The following is a 19,166-nucleotide window of genomic DNA, read 5'->3' on the forward strand; positions in this document are numbered from 1 at the left end:
AAACGAAACAGCGCCGATGATAGTGTAGCATTTGCTATGTGAAAGTAGGACATTACCAGGCTTCAAATTGTAGAGAGCCCGACTAGAAATAGTCGGGCTTTTTTACGTCTGCAGAAAAGTGAAATTCGCGCAATTAATACACACTCATATCGCGCCACAAAGATAGTGTAGCATTTACTATGTGACTTTCTACCGCTGTGGGCACTACGACATCCTACTGCGTAGCGCACCGACTTCAAATTGTAGAGAGCCCGACTAGAAATAGTCGGGCTTTTTTACGTCTGCAGAAAAGTGAAATGCGCGCAATTAACACACATTCACATCAACACCATCACGTAGGTCGGGTGAGCTTAGCGACTCCTGAAGTTAATTTAATCTTTTTTATTTTTTATAAAAGCTAATTACTCTCATTTCCTTAGATAACAAATTTAATTTTGCTTTGTTACTGTCTTTGATTTAGGATCAAATCAGTTTAAAACCAAGAACTAACAGCCTGTGTATAGATTATTAATTAGCGCCATATCCATTTTATTTTGTTTTTCTGTGTCGGCAGTTGAAGTAACTGATCTATATCAAGATATTTTAAAAGTGGATGACAAAACACGAGATACTCGATTAGCTGCGAGCCGTAAAGCTTTGCTTAATGTTTTAGTGAAAGTAAGCGGTGATGAAACTGCAGATCAAAATAAATTAGCGCAGCAACGTACTAAAGATATTTCTGATTATATGCTTAAGTTTGAATATGACGAGAGAGCAAATGGACAATTGAAACTCGTTGTTAAATTTGAAGCTCGAAAGATCAACGCGCTAATCAAAGAGTTAAACTTACCTTTATGGGGAGTACAACGTCCATTAGTCGCAATATGGTTAGGTATTGAAGACAATTGGCGCAGAGAATTGGTAACACAAGAAAGTTACCCGCAGTTAGAGCAGTTAATTTATGACAAAGCAGGGCGTCGTGGTTTACCTGTCGTTGTTCCATTACTTGATTTACAAGATCGACGTCTAGTAGGTATTCCTGAGGTGTGGGGTAACTTTTCAGAACCAGTAGAAGAGGCCTCTAGACGCTACAGCGCTGAGCGAAGTATTACAGCTAGAATGTATAAAGAAGCAGATAGCGAAAATTGGATTTTAGATTGGCGTTTTACTAATGATGATCAATTTGATTCAAATAGATTAACGGGCGATAAGCAGCAAATAGTGAGCCAGATGATTGACACCTTAGCGCGAGGCCTTGCAAGCGAGTATGCAATTGACCCAAATGCTTATTATGAACAAGCAACTGCTACGCTCACGCTAAAAGGCACACAAAGTTTTGTTGATATAGAATTAGCGAAACGAAGATTATTGAGCATAAGTGTTGTTACGCAAGTCAAAATTGTTCGTAAAACACCGGAATTTGTTGAATTTAAATTAAATCATACTGGTAACTTGAGTGATCTTAAAAAAGGGTTAGGGCTAGACTCTTCATTTAAAGATTATGAGGATCCACGCGCATTTTATCATGTTGTTGATAAAAATAGCTTAGAGTATCAATGGGTAACACCATAATGCTAATGTCTGAGCCGATGCAAATGGCACTACCGGTTACTTTACCGGATGACGAAACATTTGCATCGTATTTTGGGGGAGAAGACTCTTTGGAGGTTAATCACCTAAAAGATAGCTTTTCCAAATTAGCAAAAACGTTTCAGTATACATACCTATGTGGTTTAGGTGATTCGGGCAAGTCTCATCTTTTATATGCAACCTGCATAAAAGCACAAGAGCGTGGCTTATCTAATATGTTGCTGTCTATGCGCGAAGTAATTGACTTTGGACCTATGGTATTAGACGGGTTAGAGGCGCTTGATGTTCTATGTATTGATGATGTGCATTTAGTTGCAGGGAATGATGCGTGGGAAAAAGCACTATTTAACTTTTTTAACCGGTTTAACGAACCCGGTAAAATGCTAGTAGTAACTGCTGATTTACTTCCGAGCATGCTCAATATATCTCTGCCTGACTTAGAGTCTCGTTTAACGTGGGGAACAACCTTTCAAATTCGTTCTATGAGTGATGACGATAAAGCACAAGCACTTGTTAAGCGCGCTCACATGCGCGGCCTTGAATTAAGTGATGAGTGTGCACGCTTTTTATTAACCCGTTTAAGCCGTGATATGCGAGCTTTATTAGATGTACTCGACAAATTAGATCATGCATCTATGGCTGCACAGCGAAAATTAACTATTCCTTTTATAAAATCAACGTTAAAGCTGTAGTAGGTCTAGAATCTAGACCCTGCTTTCAGTTATCATAAGCTATTATCAGAGCGTGTTTACCTTTCCTGATTGGAATTTGTTTAACTTAAGGGTGCTTTAATCGCGTCGTGAGGACATTAGCATAGTTTTTATATGCAAAACCCGAACAACAAAGAACGTAGCCTCCGAGATAAACACTTCGAACAACACGTGTTTGGTCTTTATTTAGGGTTATTGCATGACTTATGTAGGAAACTACAGCCCAATGCTTAACCTTATTTAATAGCCAACCACACAGTTGAAAAGCAATCTTGAAAGGCCAACACGCTCTTAAGCAATCACCTTCTGTGAAAGATCAGGTATCGAATGAACTTAGAAAACATATTAGCGCAAGCACTTGAGGCGGTAGCCAGTGCCAGTGAAATAGCGCAGTTAGAAGATATCAGGGTTAATTACCTTGGTAAAAAAGGCGAAATCACTAGCTTACTTAAAACGTTAGGTAAAATAGCACCTGAAGAACGTAAAGAAGCAGGCCAAGTTATAAACCAAGCTAAACAGGATGTGCAAGCTGCTATTAACGAAAAGCGTGAATTGCTTGCAGGTAAAGCACTTGAAGAAAAGCTAGCTGCTGAAACTATAGATGTAACTCTGCCTGGGCGTGTTATGCCTACCGGCGGTTTACACCCTGTTACGCGCACTATTGAGCGTATAGAAAGCTTTTTTGGTGAGTTAGGTTTTGAAGTTAAATCTGGTCCAGAAATCGAAGACGATTTTCATAACTTTGATGCGCTAAATATCCCTGAGCACCATCCAGCACGTGCTGATCACGATACCTTTTATTTCAATCCTAAATTAGTACTACGCACACAAACTAGTGGCGTGCAAATTCGTACTATGGAAACTGAGCAGCCACCACTGCGCATTATTTCACCTGGACGTGTATACCGTAACGATTACGACCAAACACATACACCAATGTTCCACCAGGTTGAAGGTTTAATGGTTGATACCGATGTTAGCTTTACTGAGTTAAAAGGTATTTTGCATGATTTTTTACGTAACTTCTTTGAAGAAGATATGGAAATTCGTTTCCGTCCTTCATTCTTCCCGTTTACAGAACCTTCAGCTGAAGTAGATGTTATGGGTAAAGACGGAAAGTGGTTAGAAGTACTAGGCTGCGGCATGGTACATCCCAATGTACTTAAGTCTGTGGGCATTGACCCAGAAAAATACACCGGCTTTGCCTTTGGCATGGGTGTAGAGCGTTTAACTATGTTGCGCTATGGCGTAAACGATTTGCGTGCATTTTTCGAAAATGACTTAAAATTCCTGAACCAGTTCCGTTAAGAGTGAAACAATAAAATGAAATTTAGTGAAAAGTGGTTAAGAGAGTGGGTTAATCCTGCTATTGATACGCAAGCTCTTTCGGAACAGCTTTCAATGGCTGGTTTAGAAGTTGATGGTGTTGAGCCTGCTGCTGCCAAATTTAATGGCGTAGTTGTTGGTGAAGTGGTTGAATGTGGTCAACACCCTGATGCAGATAAACTTCGTGTTACCAAAATTAACGTAGGTGGCGATGAGCTACTTGATATCGTGTGTGGTGCACCAAATTGTCGTTTAGGTATTAAAGTTGCTGTTGCAACTGTGGGCGCTGTACTTCCTGGTGACTTTAAAATTAAAAAAGCCAAACTACGCGGCCAACCTTCAAACGGAATGCTATGTGCTTTTGTTGAGCTAGGTATTAGCGAAGAAGGCGACGGCATTATGGAATTGCCAAGCGATGCACCAGTAGGCACTGATTTACGTGACTACCTAGGTCTTGATGACAATATTATAGATGTTGACTTAACACCAAATCGTGGTGATTGTTTAGGTATTAAAGGCCTTGCTCGTGAAGTAGGTGTTTTAAATAGCATTGACGTAAATGTATTAGATATCCCAGCGGTTACGCCAACAATTGATGACAAAGTATCAATTGAGCTAGTTAACGAAGATGCATGTCCTCGTTACCTTGGCCGTGTGATAAAGGGCATTAACCTTGATGCTGAAACACCACTTTGGATGGTTGAAAAATTACGTCGTAGTGGCGTACGTTCTATCGATCCTGTAGTTGATGTTACTAACTATGTATTACTTGAACTTGGTCACCCAATGCACGCGTTTGATTTAAATGCGATTGAAGGTGGTATTAAAGTTCGTAGTGCAAACGCAGGCGAAGAACTTGTTTTATTAGACGGTAATACCGCTAAATTAAACGACACAACACTTGTGATAGCCGATCATAATAAAGCACTTGCAATTGCGGGTATTTTTGGTGGGGAGCAATCAGGTGTTACAGATAAAACATCTGATATATTACTTGAAAGCGCATTTTTTAATCCTGTAGCAATTGCAGGACAAGCACGTAGCTACGGTTTACACACTGATGCTTCACACCGTTATGAGCGCGGTGTTGATTTTGCTCTACAACACGATGCAATGGAACGTGCAACAGCACTTCTTCTTGAAATTGTGGGTGGTCAAGCAGGTCCAGTAGTTGAAGCTGTTGCGGCTGATAAACTACCAAAAGTGACTGAAGTACGTCTTCGTCGTGCACGTTTAGACCGTGTTATTGGTCATCATATTGAAGATGCTAAAGTAACAGACATTCTTACGCGTTTAGGTCTTGATGTTAAAGTAGAAAATGAAAGCTGGAGTGCGGACGTACCAAGCTACCGTTTTGATATTCGCATCGAAGAAGATTTAATTGAAGAAGTAGCACGTGTTTACGGTTACAACAGCATTCCTAATGTTGCACCAACTGCAAAACTTAAAATGACGACACATAACGAAGCAACTATTGCGCTTAGCAAGTTCCGCAATACGTTAGTGACTCGTGGTTACCAAGAAGCAATTACTTACAGCTTTGTAGACCCTAAAGCACAAGCTATTTTACACCCAGAGTGTAAAGCAATGGTATTACCGCATCCTATTTCAATTGAAATGTCAGCAATGCGTGTAAGTTTAATGCCGGGTTTATTAGCGTCTGTAGCGTATAACCAAAATCGCCAACAGCCTCGTATTCGTTTATTCGAACATGGTCTTAAATTTATAAGCGACGAAAGTGCAGAAAATGGTGTTTACCAAGTACCGGTTATTGGCGGTGTTATTACGGGTCTTGTAAATGGTGAACATTGGGTTGAAGAAAAACGCAATGTTGATTTTTACGATTTAAAAGGTGATGTTGAAGCCTTACTTGCAATTACCAATGACATTACTCGCTTTGAAATTAAAGCCGAGCAGTCAGATGGGCTTCACCCTGGTCAATCAGCAGTAATATATGTTGATGGTAAAAAGGTTGGTTTTTTTGGTGCTTTACATCCTCAAGCTCAAAAGTCGTTAGATATCAACAACGCAACTTTTGTTTTTGAAATTGAAATGTCAGCAATAGAAAAAAGAAATTTACCGCAAGCCGAAGGGGTGTCTAAATTTCCTTCAAATCGCCGCGACATCGCGATTTTAGTGGCAGACAGCGTTAAATCTGGCGACATTTTAAGCGTGATCGAAAAAGTTGGCGGAAATCAATTGGTTGACCTAAACTTATTCGATGTGTATAAGGGCAAAGGTATTGAGCCAAATTATAAGAGTTTGGCGATTGCTCTAACACTGCAAGCGGTTGATAGAACACTCGAAGAGAAAGATATCAATCTAGTAGTTGATAACGTGGTGGCCGAATTGGCCGAACAGTTTAATGCATCGTTGAGGGACTAGATATGGCGCTTACTAAAGCCGACATAGCTGAACACCTATTTGAAAAGCTCGGGATCAATAAAAAAGATGCCAAAGATTTAGTTGAAGCGTTTTTTGAAGAAATCCGCTCAGCGCTAGAAAAAGGCGAGCAGGTTAAGCTCTCTGGATTTGGTAACTTTGATCTTCGAGACAAAAAAGAAAGACCAGGCCGCAACCCGAAAACAGGCGAAGATATTCCTATTTCGGCACGTCGCGTGGTGACTTTTCGACCAGGTCAAAAGCTTAAAACCCGCGTAGAAGTGGGCACAAGCAAAGCAAAATAAAAAAAGGCAGCGTAAGCTGCCTTTTTATTTGCCTGAATAACCTAGTTATTAAATTATACCAACCTGCATAAATCTTTGATCAATTTAACGAATTAAATAACACTATAACGTCGTTAAAATATCTTTATCTAGAACAACTAGATACAAAATTTTTGCCTAGTTCTAGCGTAATTTCCTTAACGTTAAATAGACCCCATACATAAGCAGATTGGTATTAGGTTATTTTTGCGATTATAAATTAAAACTCTCGAGGAGATACAAAATCACCTGCCATTATTTGCTGAAATGTTTGCTCTGCAAGTACATCTAGGCTATCTAAGCTTTTACCATTTGCGACTAATTTCTGCTCAATTTCAAATACATCAATATTTTCAATCCCCGACATTTGCGCTACTTTAGAAAATATATATGCGTGCTTAAACTTATCATGTTTATAAAAAAGACTAATAAGTGATGTATACACTTCCGGATTCGGTATGTTGTCTTTTTTATTGAGCTCTAGAGTTTTATAAAGTAAATCAATGGTTTTTTCATCATCAAATTTAATATAGTACGATGCTAAAAAAAATTGCATTTCGGCACTTTGCGTTACACTTTTATCATTTTCTATAGCCAATAATTTAGTCAACGCACTTTGGTTGTTATTTCGTGACCATTGGTAGTAGAGCAAACCTGGGTGGTTTGTATTTTGGGTATCTTGATATAACCGAGTCATTTCTTTAATACTCGTTAATTGACCATCAATACGAGACGTTTTTTTAGCTTTTAACTTAATATGTTCAATTTTAGCGGCCAAAGTTATGCATTGGTTATAAGATTCAAAGTCCTTGAGTAATTGGTATTTATTTTCATCAGTAGGGTCTTTGTATTCTATGTAGCGTTTGATAATTACATCAGAACGCTCATCCTTGCAGTGACTGTCTTTGTTTAAGTCGCTACAAAAGCCAGGTGTTTCTTTGCACACTTGTGCGAGTGTTAACGGCTCTTCACACCCTGCCAATGTTAGCAAACCCAATAGTACACTTGCTTTTTTAAGCATTCCTTAACCCCAAATGAATATTTACTTTGTTATTCTAACGCAATCATTTAACGCCTAACAGTAGAGAATAACTTCAGTTTAAATTAGAATAGCCCTGCCTGAAGTGCATTACTCTCAAAATATAGTGCATTTTTAAAGGCTATCCGTTCAAAATGATAAACTTAGGTAAATAAAATGACCTCATCTCACGAGTTAGAATACACAAATAGTTGGCAAGAGCGCCAAGATTACGCAGAAAGCATGCAACCAATCATTGGTAAGCTTTACCGTAATCGTGGTATCGAAATCGCTGTATATGGCCGTCCTCTCGTAAATGCCAGTACTATCGATATTATCAAATCTCACAAAACCGTTGCTCAGTTTGAAGGCACTAAATTACGTTTGCGCGAAAGCTTCCCATTTTTAGAAGCTATCAGCAAAATGGAATTAAACTCAGCACGTATTGATATTGGTAAGCTTGCATATAGTTATTTGTTCACTGAAGCCGCAAAAGGTCGTTCAGTAGAAGAGTTTGTAAAAGATGAACTTGCAGAAATAACAGACTCACCAGCGAAAGAGCCACGCGATGTAGTATTGTATGGTTTTGGTCGTATCGGTCGTTTATTAGCGCGCTTATTAATTGAAAAATCAGGTCCATATTCAGATTTACGTTTGCGCGCTATTGTTGTGCGTGGTGGTAAAGATGGGGATCTTGAAAAGCGTGCAAGCTTACTGCGTCGTGATTCAATTCATGGTCCATTTAATGGCTCAATCACGATTGATAAAGAGCGCAATGCAATTAAAGCTAACGGTAGCTACATTCAAGTTATTTACGCTAACTCTCCTAGCGAAATTGATTACACTCAATACGGTATCGACAATGCATTAATTGTTGATAACACCGGTATTTGGAAAGACGAAGCGGGCCTTGGCCAGCACCTAGAGTGTAAGGGCGCTGCAAAAGTATTATTAACAGCTCCTGCAAAAGGCAATATCAAAAACATCGTATATGGTGTTAATAACAAAGATATATTACCTGAAGATAAAATTGTTTGTGCAGCAAGCTGTACAACCAATGCAATTACACCAACGCTTAAAGCATTAAACGATAAGTTTGGTATCAATAATGGCCATGTTGAAACTGTACACTCGTACACGAACGATCAAAACCTTATTGATAACTACCACAAAGCAGAGCGCCGTGGCCGTGCCGCAGCACTTAACATGGTAATTACTGAAACAGGGGCTGCAAAAGCGGTTTCAAAAGCATTACCAGAGCTTGAAGGCAAATTAACAGGTAACGCAATCCGCGTACCTACACCTAATGTGTCGCTAGCTATTTTAAATCTTAACTTAGCAACAAGCACATCAGTTGAAGAGCTAAACGCATTTTTACGCGACACAGCACTTCATTCAGACTTACGTGACCAAATTGATTACACCGCATCAACGGAAATTGTATCTACCGATTTAGTAGGTAGCCGTTACGCAGGTGTTGTTGATTCACAAGCAACGATTGTTGAAGATAACCGTATCGTTTTATATGTATGGTACGACAATGAGTTTGGTTACAGCTGCCAAGTAGTTCGTTGTATGCGCGATATGGCCGAAGTGTCATTCCCAAGCTTACCTCGCTAATTTATTTGCAGTGACTTAAAAGCCAGCATGTTGCTGGCTTTTTTGGTCGTGTATTATTTTTAAAGCGTATGCCTTGTGATAGGCTTTAATTAAGAAGATGCACATTCGTTTTACTATTTATAAAATAATGTCAGTTCTGTGAATTAATAAGCAGATAAACTTATTCAACCTAAAGGTTTTTTCATGAAAATCAGCAGCAATTTCGACAGTGGTAATATCAAAGTTATTGAAGCCACCGATCCTTTAAATATTCAATTAGAAATTAATAAAGATCACCAGTCTGAATTTTATCAGTGGTTTCACTTTCGTCTTGAAACAACACCTTACCAATTGCATAAGTTAAATATTAATGAGCTTGATAAATCAGCTTACCCAGATGGTTGGGAAGGGTACCAAGCCGTTGCATCATATGACCGCCAAACATGGTTTCGTGTACCATCAAGCTATGAAAATGGCACATTAAGCTTTGAAATTGAACCAGAGTGCGGCAGCGTATATTTTGCTTACTTTGCGCCATACAGTTACGACCGCCATTTAGATTTATTATCTTGGGCACAAAGCCAAGGCGCTTGCCAATTAATAACGCTTGGTGAAACACTCGATGGCCGCGATATGAGTGTGCTTAAAATTGGTGAGCCAAGTGAAGACAAGAAAACCATTTGGATCACAGCACGTCAACACCCAGGTGAAACAATGGCGCAATGGTATGTTGAAGGTCTACTGCACAAACTTCTTGATGACGAAGACCCACATGCAGCTGCGCTTCTATCAAAAGCAGTTTTTTACGTTGTGCCTAATATGAATCCAGACGGTAGCGCACGCGGACATCTTCGTACTAACGCTAAAGGTGTTAACTTAAACCGTGAATGGCAAACACCAAGCATGGAAAATAGCCCTGAGGTTTACTTAGTGCTTAATAAAATGCGCGAAGCTGGCTTAGATATGCACTTAGACATACACGGCGATGAAGCTATCCCATATAACTTTGTGGCAGGCAGTGAAGGTATTCCAAGTTACGATGAACGCTTAAAAGGTTTAGAAGATAGCTTTAAAGCTGCGCTTTTAACTATTACACCTGAGTTTCAAGATGAGCATGGCTATCCAAAAGATGAGCCAGGTCAAGCTAACCTAACGGTAGGTTCATCAGCTACGGCTGAAGAATTCAAAGCATTAACGTACACAATTGAAATGCCATTTAAAGACAACAACGATTTACCTGATCCAGATTACGGCTGGTCAGATCGTCGTTCGTATCAATTTGGTCAAGATACATTAGCGGCTATTGTTAATGTTGTTGATGATTTAAGATAAAACGTTTATCTAAAAGGGTATCAATAGTTTTGATACCCTTTTTGCTTTTAATAAAACCCTTTGTATAAAAAATAATAATCATATAGCAGCTTTATTCTTAAAACGTTTTCAACGCTTCTTCGCTGCGTATCATCACCGTATCGGTACAAATCAATCTACTTTCATTTAAATACTACAGATGTAATGCCTTTCGCCAAGTGTGTAATTATATATTTTGAAAATTAAGTGTTAACAAAGTTAGGTTACTTAAGTTAAGATTAATTAAATCATGAGTCGGGACGGGAGAGGTAAAACCTTATTTCGTAAAGCTTATGTAGCGTAGTAGCTAAAGCAGAGTCTCGTAATTAAAAATAATAAATATAACTATAGAGGATATCCATGGAAGCTTTTGTAAGTGCTGTTAATGATGTTGTTTGGAGTAATGCACTCATCTATTTATGCCTAGGCGCAGGCTTGTTTTATTCAGTATTAACTCGATTTGCTCAAGTTAGACATTTTAAAGAAATGTGTAAGTTATTATTTAGTCCTAACACGTCTGATAAAGGTATCTCATCTTTTCAAGCCCTTGCAGTATCGTTGTCTGGACGAGTAGGCGTTGGTAATATCGCTGGCGTTGCTGCCGCTATCGGCTTTGGTGGGCCAGGCGCAATTTTTTGGATGTGGGTTGTTGCATTTTTAGGTGCAAGCACTGCATACGCAGAGTCTACTTTAGGCCAAATTTATAAAACAGAAGAAGACGGGCAATATCGTGGTGGCCCAGCGTACTATTTTGACCGTTGTTTAGGGCAAAAGTGGCTAGCTGTTTTATTTGCTGTTTCGGCGATTATTGCCTGTGGTGTTTTTCTACCTGGTGTACAAGCAAATGCAGTAGGTAATGCGTTTACCCAAGTGTTTGGCAGTGGCAACATGGTTACTACTAGCTTTGGTGACGTAGGTAGCTTTAAGTTAGTCGCTTTAGCAATCATCCTTATTGTTTTAGCGTTTATTATTTTTGGCGGTATAAAGCGTATTGCAAACTTTACGCAAGTAGTAGTGCCATTTATGGCACTGGGTTACATAGTACTGGCATTAATCGTGGTATTTTTAAATTTAGATAAAGTAGCTGATATATTCTATTTAATTATTAGTGATGCATTTACTGCACAGGCTGGTTTTGGTGCCGCTATTGGTTGGGGCGTAAAGCGTGGTATATATTCTAATGAAGCTGGCCAAGGTAGTGGGCCTCATGCTGCAGCCGCTGCAGAGGTTGATCACCCAGCTCAACAGGGTTTAGTACAAGCTTTTTCGGTTTATGTTGATACCATTTTTGTGTGTACTGCAACAGCATTAATGATTTTAATAACGCAGCAATATAATGTTGTGGGTGATTTACCAGCAGGACAGTTTATTGTACAAAATGTCGATGCAGCCACTGAAGTAGGCTCAGCAGCCTTTACTCAAATGGCTTTATTTAGTGTATTTGGCAGCTTTGGACAAGCATTTGTCGGTATTGCATTATTCTTCTTTGCCTTTACCACAATACTTGCTTATTACTTCATTGCAGAGACAAATATTGCTTACTTAAATCGTTACTTTAAAGGCAATATCCCGCTTGTCCTTGTGAAATTTGTGATCATGTTCATGGTTGCATACGGTATGGTTAATAATTCAGGTTATATTTGGACTATTGGAGATATTGGCGTTGGCTTAATGGCTTGGATTAACATATTGGGTATTTTAGCTATTTTCTTTGTAGCTAAGCCAGCTTTGTTATGTTTGAGCGATTATGAGGATCAGAAGAAAAAAGGCGGAAAAATCACATTTGACCCAGTTAAATTAGGGATTAAAAACGCCTCGTTTTGGGAAAAGCGTCTAGAGAAACAGTCAAAAGACGCTGAGTAATTAAACTTAGTGGGCAACTTAGAAAATTATAGCCCCTAAATCAGTTGTTGGTTTGAATTCAAAAAAGACAACGAGAAATAAAACAAGTACAATAAAGGCGCCGAAAGGCGCTTTTTTTATGCGTAGTATGGAGAGAAGTATGGCGATTATTCGTTGCCCAAAATGTGCAAAATCAATTTCAGATAAACATAAGCAATGTCCGCATTGCGAAAGCAACATTGCAGAGCTAAACGACGAGCAAGTTTTACAACTTCAGCGTGAACAGCGAATTAAAAAAAAGCAGATGTTTATAAATCACTCCTTTTTGGCGCTTATCTTATTTTTAGGTGGTTTTTTCTGCTTGTACTTTTTACAACCGCAAGAAGAAACACTTCAGTGGTATGCTTACACTGCCGCAATAGGCATAGGCTGTATCTGGTACCTTATAAATCGTATTATTTTAGTGACTCTAAAAAAGAAAAAATGACATGAACATCGACAATCTTGTACAAAATATTACTCCCGAATTATTCGAACGCTTACAATACGGTGCTTCTACTGGCAAGTGGCCAGACGGTACCGTTTTATCAGATGAACAAAAGCAACAAACAGTGCAGTTGGTTATGTTGTATCAAGCAAAGGTGGCTCAATCAAACGAGCAATTTACGATTGGTGCTAATGGTGAAATGATCCAAAAGACAAAAGCTCAACTACAAAAAGAATTCAAATCAGACAACGAAATAGCTAGGTTTAGTGAACATGATCTTTAAGCACCTTTTTACACCTAAGTGGAAACACCCAAAGCAACAAGTACGTCTTGATGCTATCGAAAAATTAGACATTGAACGTGATGCAACCATATTAAACACGTTAGCACTTGAAGATAGCTCAGCTGAAATTCGCCGTAAAGCGCTGCAAAAGGTAAACAATTTGCCGCTATGGTGGAAAGCGTATAAACAAGATCAAGCATTAAAAGATATAGCAGAGCTGCAAATATCTAATGCTGTTTTAAATAGCGAAAGTACACTAACAGCGCAAATCAAAAGTGAATACATAGAGCGTTTTGCACCTGTTAAAACACTCGAAAAGTTAGCATTTGCAGAAAAAGAACTGCAAGTACGCGTTAAATTATTAAAACGTTTAGCAAATCCAAAATTAGTAGAAAAAGCATTTAAAGAAGGTAGCGAAGAGCTACAAACTCAGTTAGTTGAACTTGTTATTACCCATCAATTAATTAAGCCATTAGTAAAACATGCAAAAGGTGATGCAAAAGCAGCACTTGAAACGCATATTGAAAATGAGCGTTTAGCAATTGAAATGCCACTTCAGGTTGAAAGTGCAACACGTGTTATTTTAGCTAAGTTAAATGCTTTACGTGAAAAAACAGATTTTGGTGTTGTAAATTCACAAGCCGGCGAATTAATGGCCCAGTGGCAAGCACTTGAGCTTAAATGGTTAAGTGATGAACGTGTAAAGCTTCTTGATGAAAAATACACTTCGATTACCACTAAGTTAGATGCACACATTGAACAGCTAAAAGCGGTACATGACAAAGAGCAGCAGCAATTAGCGCAACAACAGCGTCAATTATTAGCACTTGCAACACTTGAAGCTTTAGGTGAAGAAATTGAAAATGCCTTACAGCTTGGTCTTGAAACTCCAGAGCAAATTCAACAAGATTGGCTTGATGCAAAAGTAGCGCAAGCTAAGCAAGCTATTAGCGAAACAGAACTTGCTAATAATGCACAATCAAAACTCGCTGTAAGCAAGTTAGAAAAACTATTTACTCAAGTTGCTAAGTTACCCGAGCTAACAACGGCTATTAAAGAGTACAAACTCGCTTTTGCAGCATTATGCGAAATTAAGCCAGCAGAGGATTTAGCACAATACGATGCAACTCTAACTGAATTTAATAATGGCTTTAAAGCAGCGCGTAATCATTTGAATATTTTAGATGGCGCACTGCAAAGTACCTTTAAAACACAGTTAAATGGGCATAAAAAGCAATTTTTAGCACCAATGAATGAGCTAGTTAAGCCACTTGAAAAAAACCAAAGCCAAGCAAAGCGCAAAGCTCGTGATGTTAAGCGCCTAATTGAAGAAGGTCGTTTTAATGTTGCTTTTGGCGTGTTTAAAGGCTTTGAAGAGTTATTTAATACACTTACTGAGCAATATCAGCAGCCACTTGTGAACATAAAAGCAGACCTTGAAGCGCAACTTGCAGATGCGAAAGATTGGCAAAAATACGCTGCAGCACCAAAGCGTAAAGCTTTATTAGAAGAAGTAAGTGCATTAGTAAGCGAAGAGTGTACAGACCCACAACAACGCGCAGAGCAAGTAAAAGCGCTACGTAAACGTTGGAATGAGTTAGGTCGTTTAGATACAGATGAAGAAAAGCAACAAGGCGTGCAGTTTGATGAACAGATCGAGCTGTTATTTGCGCCTTGCCGTAGTTACTTCGCAGAGCAAGAAGTGCAACGCGAAGCATCAAAAGCACAACGTGAAAGTATTATTAACGACATGCATGCGCTCCATTTACAGCCAACTGCTGAGGATGACTTTGATTGGAAACAATATGAAAGCCAATACAATCGTTTAAATAAAGCGTGGCGCAGTGTGGGTAAAGTTGACCCTAAAACATACCGTACACTAAACGATCGTTATAAAAATGAGCAACAACAAGTACTGGCTTTATTAAACGCATTTCATAAAAGTAATGCAGCACTTAAAAATGAACTAGTAGAAAAAGCGCAGCAATTATCACTAAGCGATGATTTAGCCGCTGCTTGCCAAGAGTTGAAGCAAATGCAGCAGCAATGGCAAACCATTGGCTTTGCTGGTTTAAAAGCTGAAAATGCGTTATGGCAAAAGTTTCGTCAGTATAACGATGAAACATTTACTAAGCGTAGTAGTGAGTTTGAGCAGCAAAAGCTCGAGCAAAACGAGTCAGATAAACAAGCAATTGCAGAACTTGCTGAGCTTGAAGCAGCACTTAGTGATGTTAATCAAAGAGCGCAGTTGCACGACCTAGAAACAAAAGTGAAAGGGTACACGCAATTTAGATCGTTAGCGCCAAAGGTTACTAAGCTACTAGCTGCTATTGAAGATAAACTTGCATTGCTTACAAGTAAATCTGAGCAAGCTAATTTAGATGCATTAATTACTGCACTTGAAAACAATGAAGCGTTACCAAGTCAGTATCAAGCACCGCTTAAAACAACATTAAGTAAAGAGCAACTTATTACTCGCATGGAAATACTAGCGAACGTAAGTTCAACCGATAAGTCACTTAGAATGGCAGAACAAGTAGCCATGCTAGATGACAAACATCGTGGCGATCATGCTGATTTAAACTATTATTTAAAACAGTTATTAGCGCTCAGTGACGGTTCAGTTGAACCTGACACACTAACGCGACTTAAAGCGACACTTGCAGCTTAATAAAACCAGCACAATATGTGCTGGTTACTATTTTACTAAGCCGCTTTAATAGCGGCTTTTTTATGTATCACTAATTCATAAACAAAAGGGTTCTCATGAGAATTTTAGTTATTATTGCAGCGTTATTTTTAACTGCCTGTAATACCACGCAAGGCATATCAGTATATTCATTTACTAACTCAGAGGTTGAATCTGTACTGGGTAAGCAATTACCAAAGTTAAGTGAAAAAGTAAGCTTAATGGGTTTACCAGTTCAGTTTGATGTAAACGACTTAAGTGTCAACATTGGACCTGATAACCGCGATGTTGTTGTGCTTGGTGCCGATTCGAGCGCTGAAATTAATGCATTCGCTCTTAAATATCCTGTGCGTTTAAAGCTGCAAATTGAAGGTAGCCCATTTTACGACAGTGAGAAAAAAGCAGTGTTTTTACGTAATATTAAATTACTTGATTCGAGTGTAGATGCCGGCGGTTTTAAAGGTAATTTAGGTGCGCTTGATAGCCAAGCAATGGATGTTATTAATGCTTTTTTAGCGGTTAACCCAGTTTATACATTAAACATGGATGACCCTAAAATGATGCTACTTAGTAAACTTCCACTTGATATGAAAGTGGTTGAAGGCGCAATTAAGCTAGTACCTCGTCTATAAGTAGATCTACCTACTTACAATATACGTATTGATTAGCCTGACTTTCAGGCTAATTAGGTTTTAATATTATGGCGGCTCCTCGTACTGTTCCCACTTCTCGGCTTTCCCGTTTTGCAAAATTAGGCTCACTTGCCACAGGTGTTGCTACCAACATGTTAGTTGATGGTGCTAAGAGCGCGCTAACTGGTAAAGGTTGGGATAATAAAAGCTTACTACTACAACCTAAAAACATTGAAAAACTAGCCACACAGCTATCACATTTACGTGGTGCAGCAATGAAACTGGGGCAATTGCTCTCAATGGATGCCGGTGATCTACTTAGTCCTGAATTAGCTCAGTTACTTGCTTTACTTCGCTCAGACGCGAACCCAATGCCTCATAAGCAGCTTGTTGAAGTGTTAAAAGAGCAATGGGGGGATGAGTGGCTAGCGCGTTTTTCTCATATTGAGTTAAGACCTTTTGCAGCGGCTTCTATAGGGCAAGTTCATTTAGCTTATAAAGAAAATGGCGAGCAGCTTGCTGTTAAAATTCAATACCCTGGTATTGCTAAAAGTGTAGTAAGTGATGTCGATAACGTTATTTCGTTATTAACGATTTCTCGATTATTGCCAAAAGATCTTAATATTAAACCACTTATTAATGAGGCTAAGGCACAGTTATTAGCTGAGGCTGATTATAAGCGGGAGGCTCAGTATTTAATACGTTATAAAAATGCATTAGCAACTAATCCCCACTTTAAAGTACCCAACGTATATCCAGAGCACAGCACACAACAAGTGCTAACTATGGAGTATATAAAAGCAGAACCTATTGAGAGCATTACAGAGCTACCAGATAGTCAAAAAAGCTTTGTTGCAGAGCAACTGATTGATTTGTTTTTTAAAGAAATGTTTGAATTTAAATTAATTCAAACCGACCCTAACTTTGCCAACTTTCATTATCAGCTTGATACACAAAAAATTGTTTTATTTGATTTTGGTGCAACGCGAGAAATATCAACCGAGCTTAGCTTAGCGTACTTAGCCTTATTTAAAGCGGGTAGCGAAAACAACCGAGAAGGTGTACTTAAAGCGGCATCACACATAGGTTATTTTAAAAATGACTTAGTTGATGAGTATAAAAACAACGTCATTGATTTATTTTTAATGGCGTGCGAGCCGCTAAGAGTAAAAGGGGAATTTGATTTTAAAAATAGTGAACTCGCGCTCAAAATTAAAAATGCAGGGCTTGCCCTTAGTGCGCAATCTCAACAATGGCATACACCGCCCGTTGATGCGTTATTTATTCACCGAAAACTTGCAGGACTTTATTTAATAGCCGCAAGGCTAGGTGTAAAAATAGATGTAAAAACGTTATTTAAGCACTATTTATAGCTTTTTAACTTACGCGTAAGTGCACTTTAAGTAATGAGTGCAATTAGTGTATAAAATTGCCATAATGCTCGCGATATTTCGCGAGGTGTATTTATGATAAAACAATTTTTAAACGATCCTAAATTATTGCTAAACGCAGTAGGTGAGGGCATATACGGTTTTGACCTATCGGGTAATGCGGTGTTTGTTAATCCTGCCGCTGAGCGCATGACAGGTTGGTGCGCTGAGGAACTATTAGGTAAAAAAATACACCAATATCATCACCATACTCATGCTGATGGCACACCTTATCCCGCTGATGAATGCCAAATTTACTGCACCATGTTTGATGGAAAACGTCGTGAAGTTAAAAATGAAGTTTTTTGGCGTAAAGACGGTAGCTCATTTGCAGTTCAATACACTTCAACACCGGTTTATCAAAATGATAAGTTAATTGGTGCTGTAGCGGTATTTCGCGATATATCACTGCAACAGCAAACACAAAATGCACTGCAAGAGGCACTTGAGCAAGTAAAGCATTTAAGTGAGCAGCTAAAAGATGAAAATAACTACTTAATTGCAGAACTTAACGAAGATTGGCAAGACTCAGGGCTAGTTGGACAAAGCCATATATTTCAAACCATGTTAGATCAAATAAAACTGGTGAGTGAAACCGACAGCACAGTGCTTATACTTGGCGAAAATGGCACGGGTAAAGAGTTGGTAGCCCGTAACTTGTATAGGCTAAGCAAACGTAGTGAACAAGCCTTTATAAAAGTAAATTGCGCTGCATTTACACCGAGCTTGCTAGAGTCGGAATTGTTTGGCCATGAAAAGGGCGCGTTTACAGGTGCCAATGACCGCCGTAAAGGGCGCTTTGAACTTGCTGATAAAGGCACCTTGTTTTTAGATGAAATAGCAGAGCTTCCACTTGAGGCGCAAAGTAAATTACTGAGAGTCCTGCAAGAACAAGAGTTTGAGCGTGTGGGTGGCAGCAACACGCTAAAAGTAAACATTAGAGTAATTGCAGCGACTAATCGCGACCTGTGGGAAATGGTACAAAAAGGCACGTTTAGAATTGATTTGTATTATCGGCTCAATGTATTTCCTATAAAAGTACCTGCCCTTAAAGATCGAAAAGAAGATATTCCTTATTTATGCGCTAATTTGATTGCGCAGCTAAATAAACGGCTCGGGAAAAATTTAAAAGGGCTAAGTAAAAAAGCAATTACGCAGCTGCAGGCTTACGATTGGCCAGGCAATATTAGAGAGCTGCAAAATGTACTTGAACGCGAAGCTATTTTATCTAATCAAGCGGTACTTCAGCTAAGTCAGCCTTTGCAAGCGGGTGGTGAAGTAGTTATTAATCCTTCACTTACGCTCGATGAAGCGCAAAAGCAGCATATAACCTCTGTTCTTGTGTTATCGCACTGGCAAATATCAGGTGATAAAGGAGCGGCAGTTAAATTGGGCTTACCTGAGAGTACACTACGCTCAAAAATGCGAAAGTTAGGGATTGCTAAAGATTCGTGATATATCGCGAAGTGCGTTTAATATCGCGAATTTTATTTTATTGCTTTGAAATAAACCGTTTAATATCAATA

Annotated in this window: 15 protein-coding genes; 14 read left to right on the top strand and 1 reads right to left on the bottom strand. The window is 38.9% G+C overall.

Annotation, left to right across the window (positions count from 1 at the left end; genetic code table 11):
- Nucleotides 1-495: 495 nt before the first annotated feature.
- The 5 genes from H5118_RS18705 to ihfA all read left to right on the top strand — a co-directional run bounded on the left by H5118_RS18705 (nt 496) and on the right by ihfA (nt 6,292).
- Entirely contained in the window at nt 496-1,551 is a 1,056-nt protein-coding gene (locus tag H5118_RS18705) for a DUF2066 domain-containing protein (protein WP_182696243.1), read from the top strand.
- Nucleotides 1,551-2,261 carry a DnaA regulatory inactivator Hda gene (gene hda, locus H5118_RS18710; RefSeq protein ID WP_002960693.1) on the top strand — a complete coding sequence of 237 codons (711 nt, stop codon included), beginning with the start codon at nt 1,551-1,553 and terminating at the stop codon, nt 2,259-2,261. Before H5118_RS18705 ends, hda begins: the two co-directional genes overlap by 1 nt.
- Nucleotides 2,262-2,606: 345 nt before the next feature.
- The gene (gene pheS / locus H5118_RS18715; protein WP_182734245.1) at nt 2,607-3,587 is read left to right on the top strand and encodes a phenylalanine--tRNA ligase subunit alpha; all 981 of its coding nucleotides are present in this window, start codon (nt 2,607-2,609) and stop codon (nt 3,585-3,587) included.
- Between the two features lie 15 nt (nt 3,588-3,602).
- A complete protein-coding gene (pheT, locus tag H5118_RS18720) occupies nt 3,603-5,990 on the top strand; it encodes a phenylalanine--tRNA ligase subunit beta (protein WP_002960691.1) in 2,388 nt (795 codons plus the stop codon).
- Nucleotides 5,991-5,992: 2 nt separating this feature from the next.
- Nucleotides 5,993-6,292: an integration host factor subunit alpha gene (ihfA, locus tag H5118_RS18725; RefSeq protein ID WP_002960690.1), complete on the top strand. Its 300-nt coding sequence runs from the start codon at nt 5,993-5,995 to the stop codon at nt 6,290-6,292.
- A gap of 238 nt (nt 6,293-6,530) precedes the next feature.
- Here ihfA and H5118_RS18730 read toward each other — a convergent pair whose 3' ends face one another.
- Nucleotides 6,531-7,331: a DUF2989 domain-containing protein gene (locus H5118_RS18730; RefSeq protein WP_024596170.1), complete on the bottom strand. Its 801-nt coding sequence runs from the start codon at nt 7,329-7,331 to the stop codon at nt 6,531-6,533.
- A 174-nt stretch (nt 7,332-7,505) separates the two neighbouring features.
- Here H5118_RS18730 and H5118_RS18735 point away from each other — a divergent pair, with 174 nt between their 5' ends.
- The 9 genes from H5118_RS18735 to H5118_RS18775 all read left to right on the top strand — a co-directional run bounded on the left by H5118_RS18735 (nt 7,506) and on the right by H5118_RS18775 (nt 19,095).
- Entirely contained in the window at nt 7,506-8,948 is a 1,443-nt protein-coding gene (locus H5118_RS18735) for a glyceraldehyde-3-phosphate dehydrogenase (RefSeq protein ID WP_002960684.1), read from the top strand.
- A 183-nt stretch (nt 8,949-9,131) separates the two neighbouring features.
- Entirely contained in the window at nt 9,132-10,259 is a 1,128-nt protein-coding gene (locus H5118_RS18740; protein ID WP_002960683.1) for a M14-type cytosolic carboxypeptidase, read from the top strand.
- Between the two features lie 378 nt (nt 10,260-10,637).
- Nucleotides 10,638-12,140, top strand: a complete 1,503-nt coding sequence (locus H5118_RS18745) for a sodium:alanine symporter family protein (RefSeq protein WP_002960681.1) — start codon at nt 10,638-10,640, stop codon at nt 12,138-12,140.
- A 139-nt stretch (nt 12,141-12,279) separates the two neighbouring features.
- Nucleotides 12,280-12,606 carry a hypothetical protein gene (locus H5118_RS18750; RefSeq protein WP_002960680.1) on the top strand — a complete coding sequence of 109 codons (327 nt, stop codon included), beginning with the start codon at nt 12,280-12,282 and terminating at the stop codon, nt 12,604-12,606.
- A 1-nt stretch (nt 12,607) separates the two neighbouring features.
- On the top strand, nt 12,608-12,889 hold the full coding sequence (locus tag H5118_RS18755) for a YeaC family protein (RefSeq protein ID WP_007378333.1): 282 nt from the start codon (nt 12,608-12,610) through the stop codon (nt 12,887-12,889).
- The gene (locus tag H5118_RS18760; protein WP_182749684.1) at nt 12,879-15,560 is read left to right on the top strand and encodes a DUF349 domain-containing protein; all 2,682 of its coding nucleotides are present in this window, start codon (nt 12,879-12,881) and stop codon (nt 15,558-15,560) included. The genes H5118_RS18755 and H5118_RS18760 overlap by 11 nt, the downstream gene beginning before the upstream one ends.
- A gap of 95 nt (nt 15,561-15,655) precedes the next feature.
- Complete coding sequence (locus tag H5118_RS18765; protein WP_002960677.1) at nt 15,656-16,210, top strand: DUF1439 domain-containing protein; 555 nt, start codon at nt 15,656-15,658, stop codon at nt 16,208-16,210.
- A gap of 68 nt (nt 16,211-16,278) precedes the next feature.
- Nucleotides 16,279-17,583, top strand: a complete 1,305-nt coding sequence (locus H5118_RS18770; protein WP_182749686.1) for an AarF/ABC1/UbiB kinase family protein — start codon at nt 16,279-16,281, stop codon at nt 17,581-17,583.
- 93 nt (nt 17,584-17,676) lie between these two features.
- Nucleotides 17,677-19,095, top strand: coding sequence for a sigma-54-dependent Fis family transcriptional regulator (locus tag H5118_RS18775; RefSeq protein ID WP_182693059.1), 1,419 nt, complete (start codon nt 17,677-17,679; stop codon nt 19,093-19,095).
- The last annotated feature ends 71 nt before the right edge of the window (nt 19,096-19,166 follow it).

Source organism: Pseudoalteromonas sp. SR41-1 (genome assembly GCF_014164015.1).
In the GTDB taxonomy this organism is placed as follows: Bacteria; Pseudomonadota; Gammaproteobacteria; order Enterobacterales; family Alteromonadaceae; genus Pseudoalteromonas; species Pseudoalteromonas distincta.

Bases quoted from the DNA above. Each gene is read 5' to 3' on its own strand.
- H5118_RS18735 (WP_002960684.1), top strand. From the start codon at position 7,506: ATGACCTCATCTCACGAGTTAGAATACACAAATAGTTGGCAAGAGCGC.
- pheS (WP_182734245.1), top strand. From the start codon at position 2,607: ATGAACTTAGAAAACATATTAGCGCAAGCACTTGAGGCGGTAGCCAGT.
- hda (WP_002960693.1), top strand. From the start codon at position 1,551: ATGCTAATGTCTGAGCCGATGCAAATGGCACTACCGGTTACTTTACCG.
- H5118_RS18740 (WP_002960683.1), top strand. From the start codon at position 9,132: ATGAAAATCAGCAGCAATTTCGACAGTGGTAATATCAAAGTTATTGAA.
- H5118_RS18760 (WP_182749684.1), top strand. From the start codon at position 12,879: ATGATCTTTAAGCACCTTTTTACACCTAAGTGGAAACACCCAAAGCAA.
- H5118_RS18775 (WP_182693059.1), top strand. From the start codon at position 17,677: ATGATAAAACAATTTTTAAACGATCCTAAATTATTGCTAAACGCAGTA.
- H5118_RS18730 (WP_024596170.1), bottom strand. From the start codon at position 7,331: ATGCTTAAAAAAGCAAGTGTACTATTGGGTTTGCTAACATTGGCAGGG.
- H5118_RS18745 (WP_002960681.1), top strand. From the start codon at position 10,638: ATGGAAGCTTTTGTAAGTGCTGTTAATGATGTTGTTTGGAGTAATGCA.
- H5118_RS18765 (WP_002960677.1), top strand. From the start codon at position 15,656: ATGAGAATTTTAGTTATTATTGCAGCGTTATTTTTAACTGCCTGTAAT.
- pheT (WP_002960691.1), top strand. From the start codon at position 3,603: ATGAAATTTAGTGAAAAGTGGTTAAGAGAGTGGGTTAATCCTGCTATT.
- H5118_RS18770 (WP_182749686.1), top strand. From the start codon at position 16,279: ATGGCGGCTCCTCGTACTGTTCCCACTTCTCGGCTTTCCCGTTTTGCA.
- ihfA (WP_002960690.1), top strand. From the start codon at position 5,993: ATGGCGCTTACTAAAGCCGACATAGCTGAACACCTATTTGAAAAGCTC.
- H5118_RS18755 (WP_007378333.1), top strand. From the start codon at position 12,608: ATGAACATCGACAATCTTGTACAAAATATTACTCCCGAATTATTCGAA.
- H5118_RS18750 (WP_002960680.1), top strand. From the start codon at position 12,280: ATGGCGATTATTCGTTGCCCAAAATGTGCAAAATCAATTTCAGATAAA.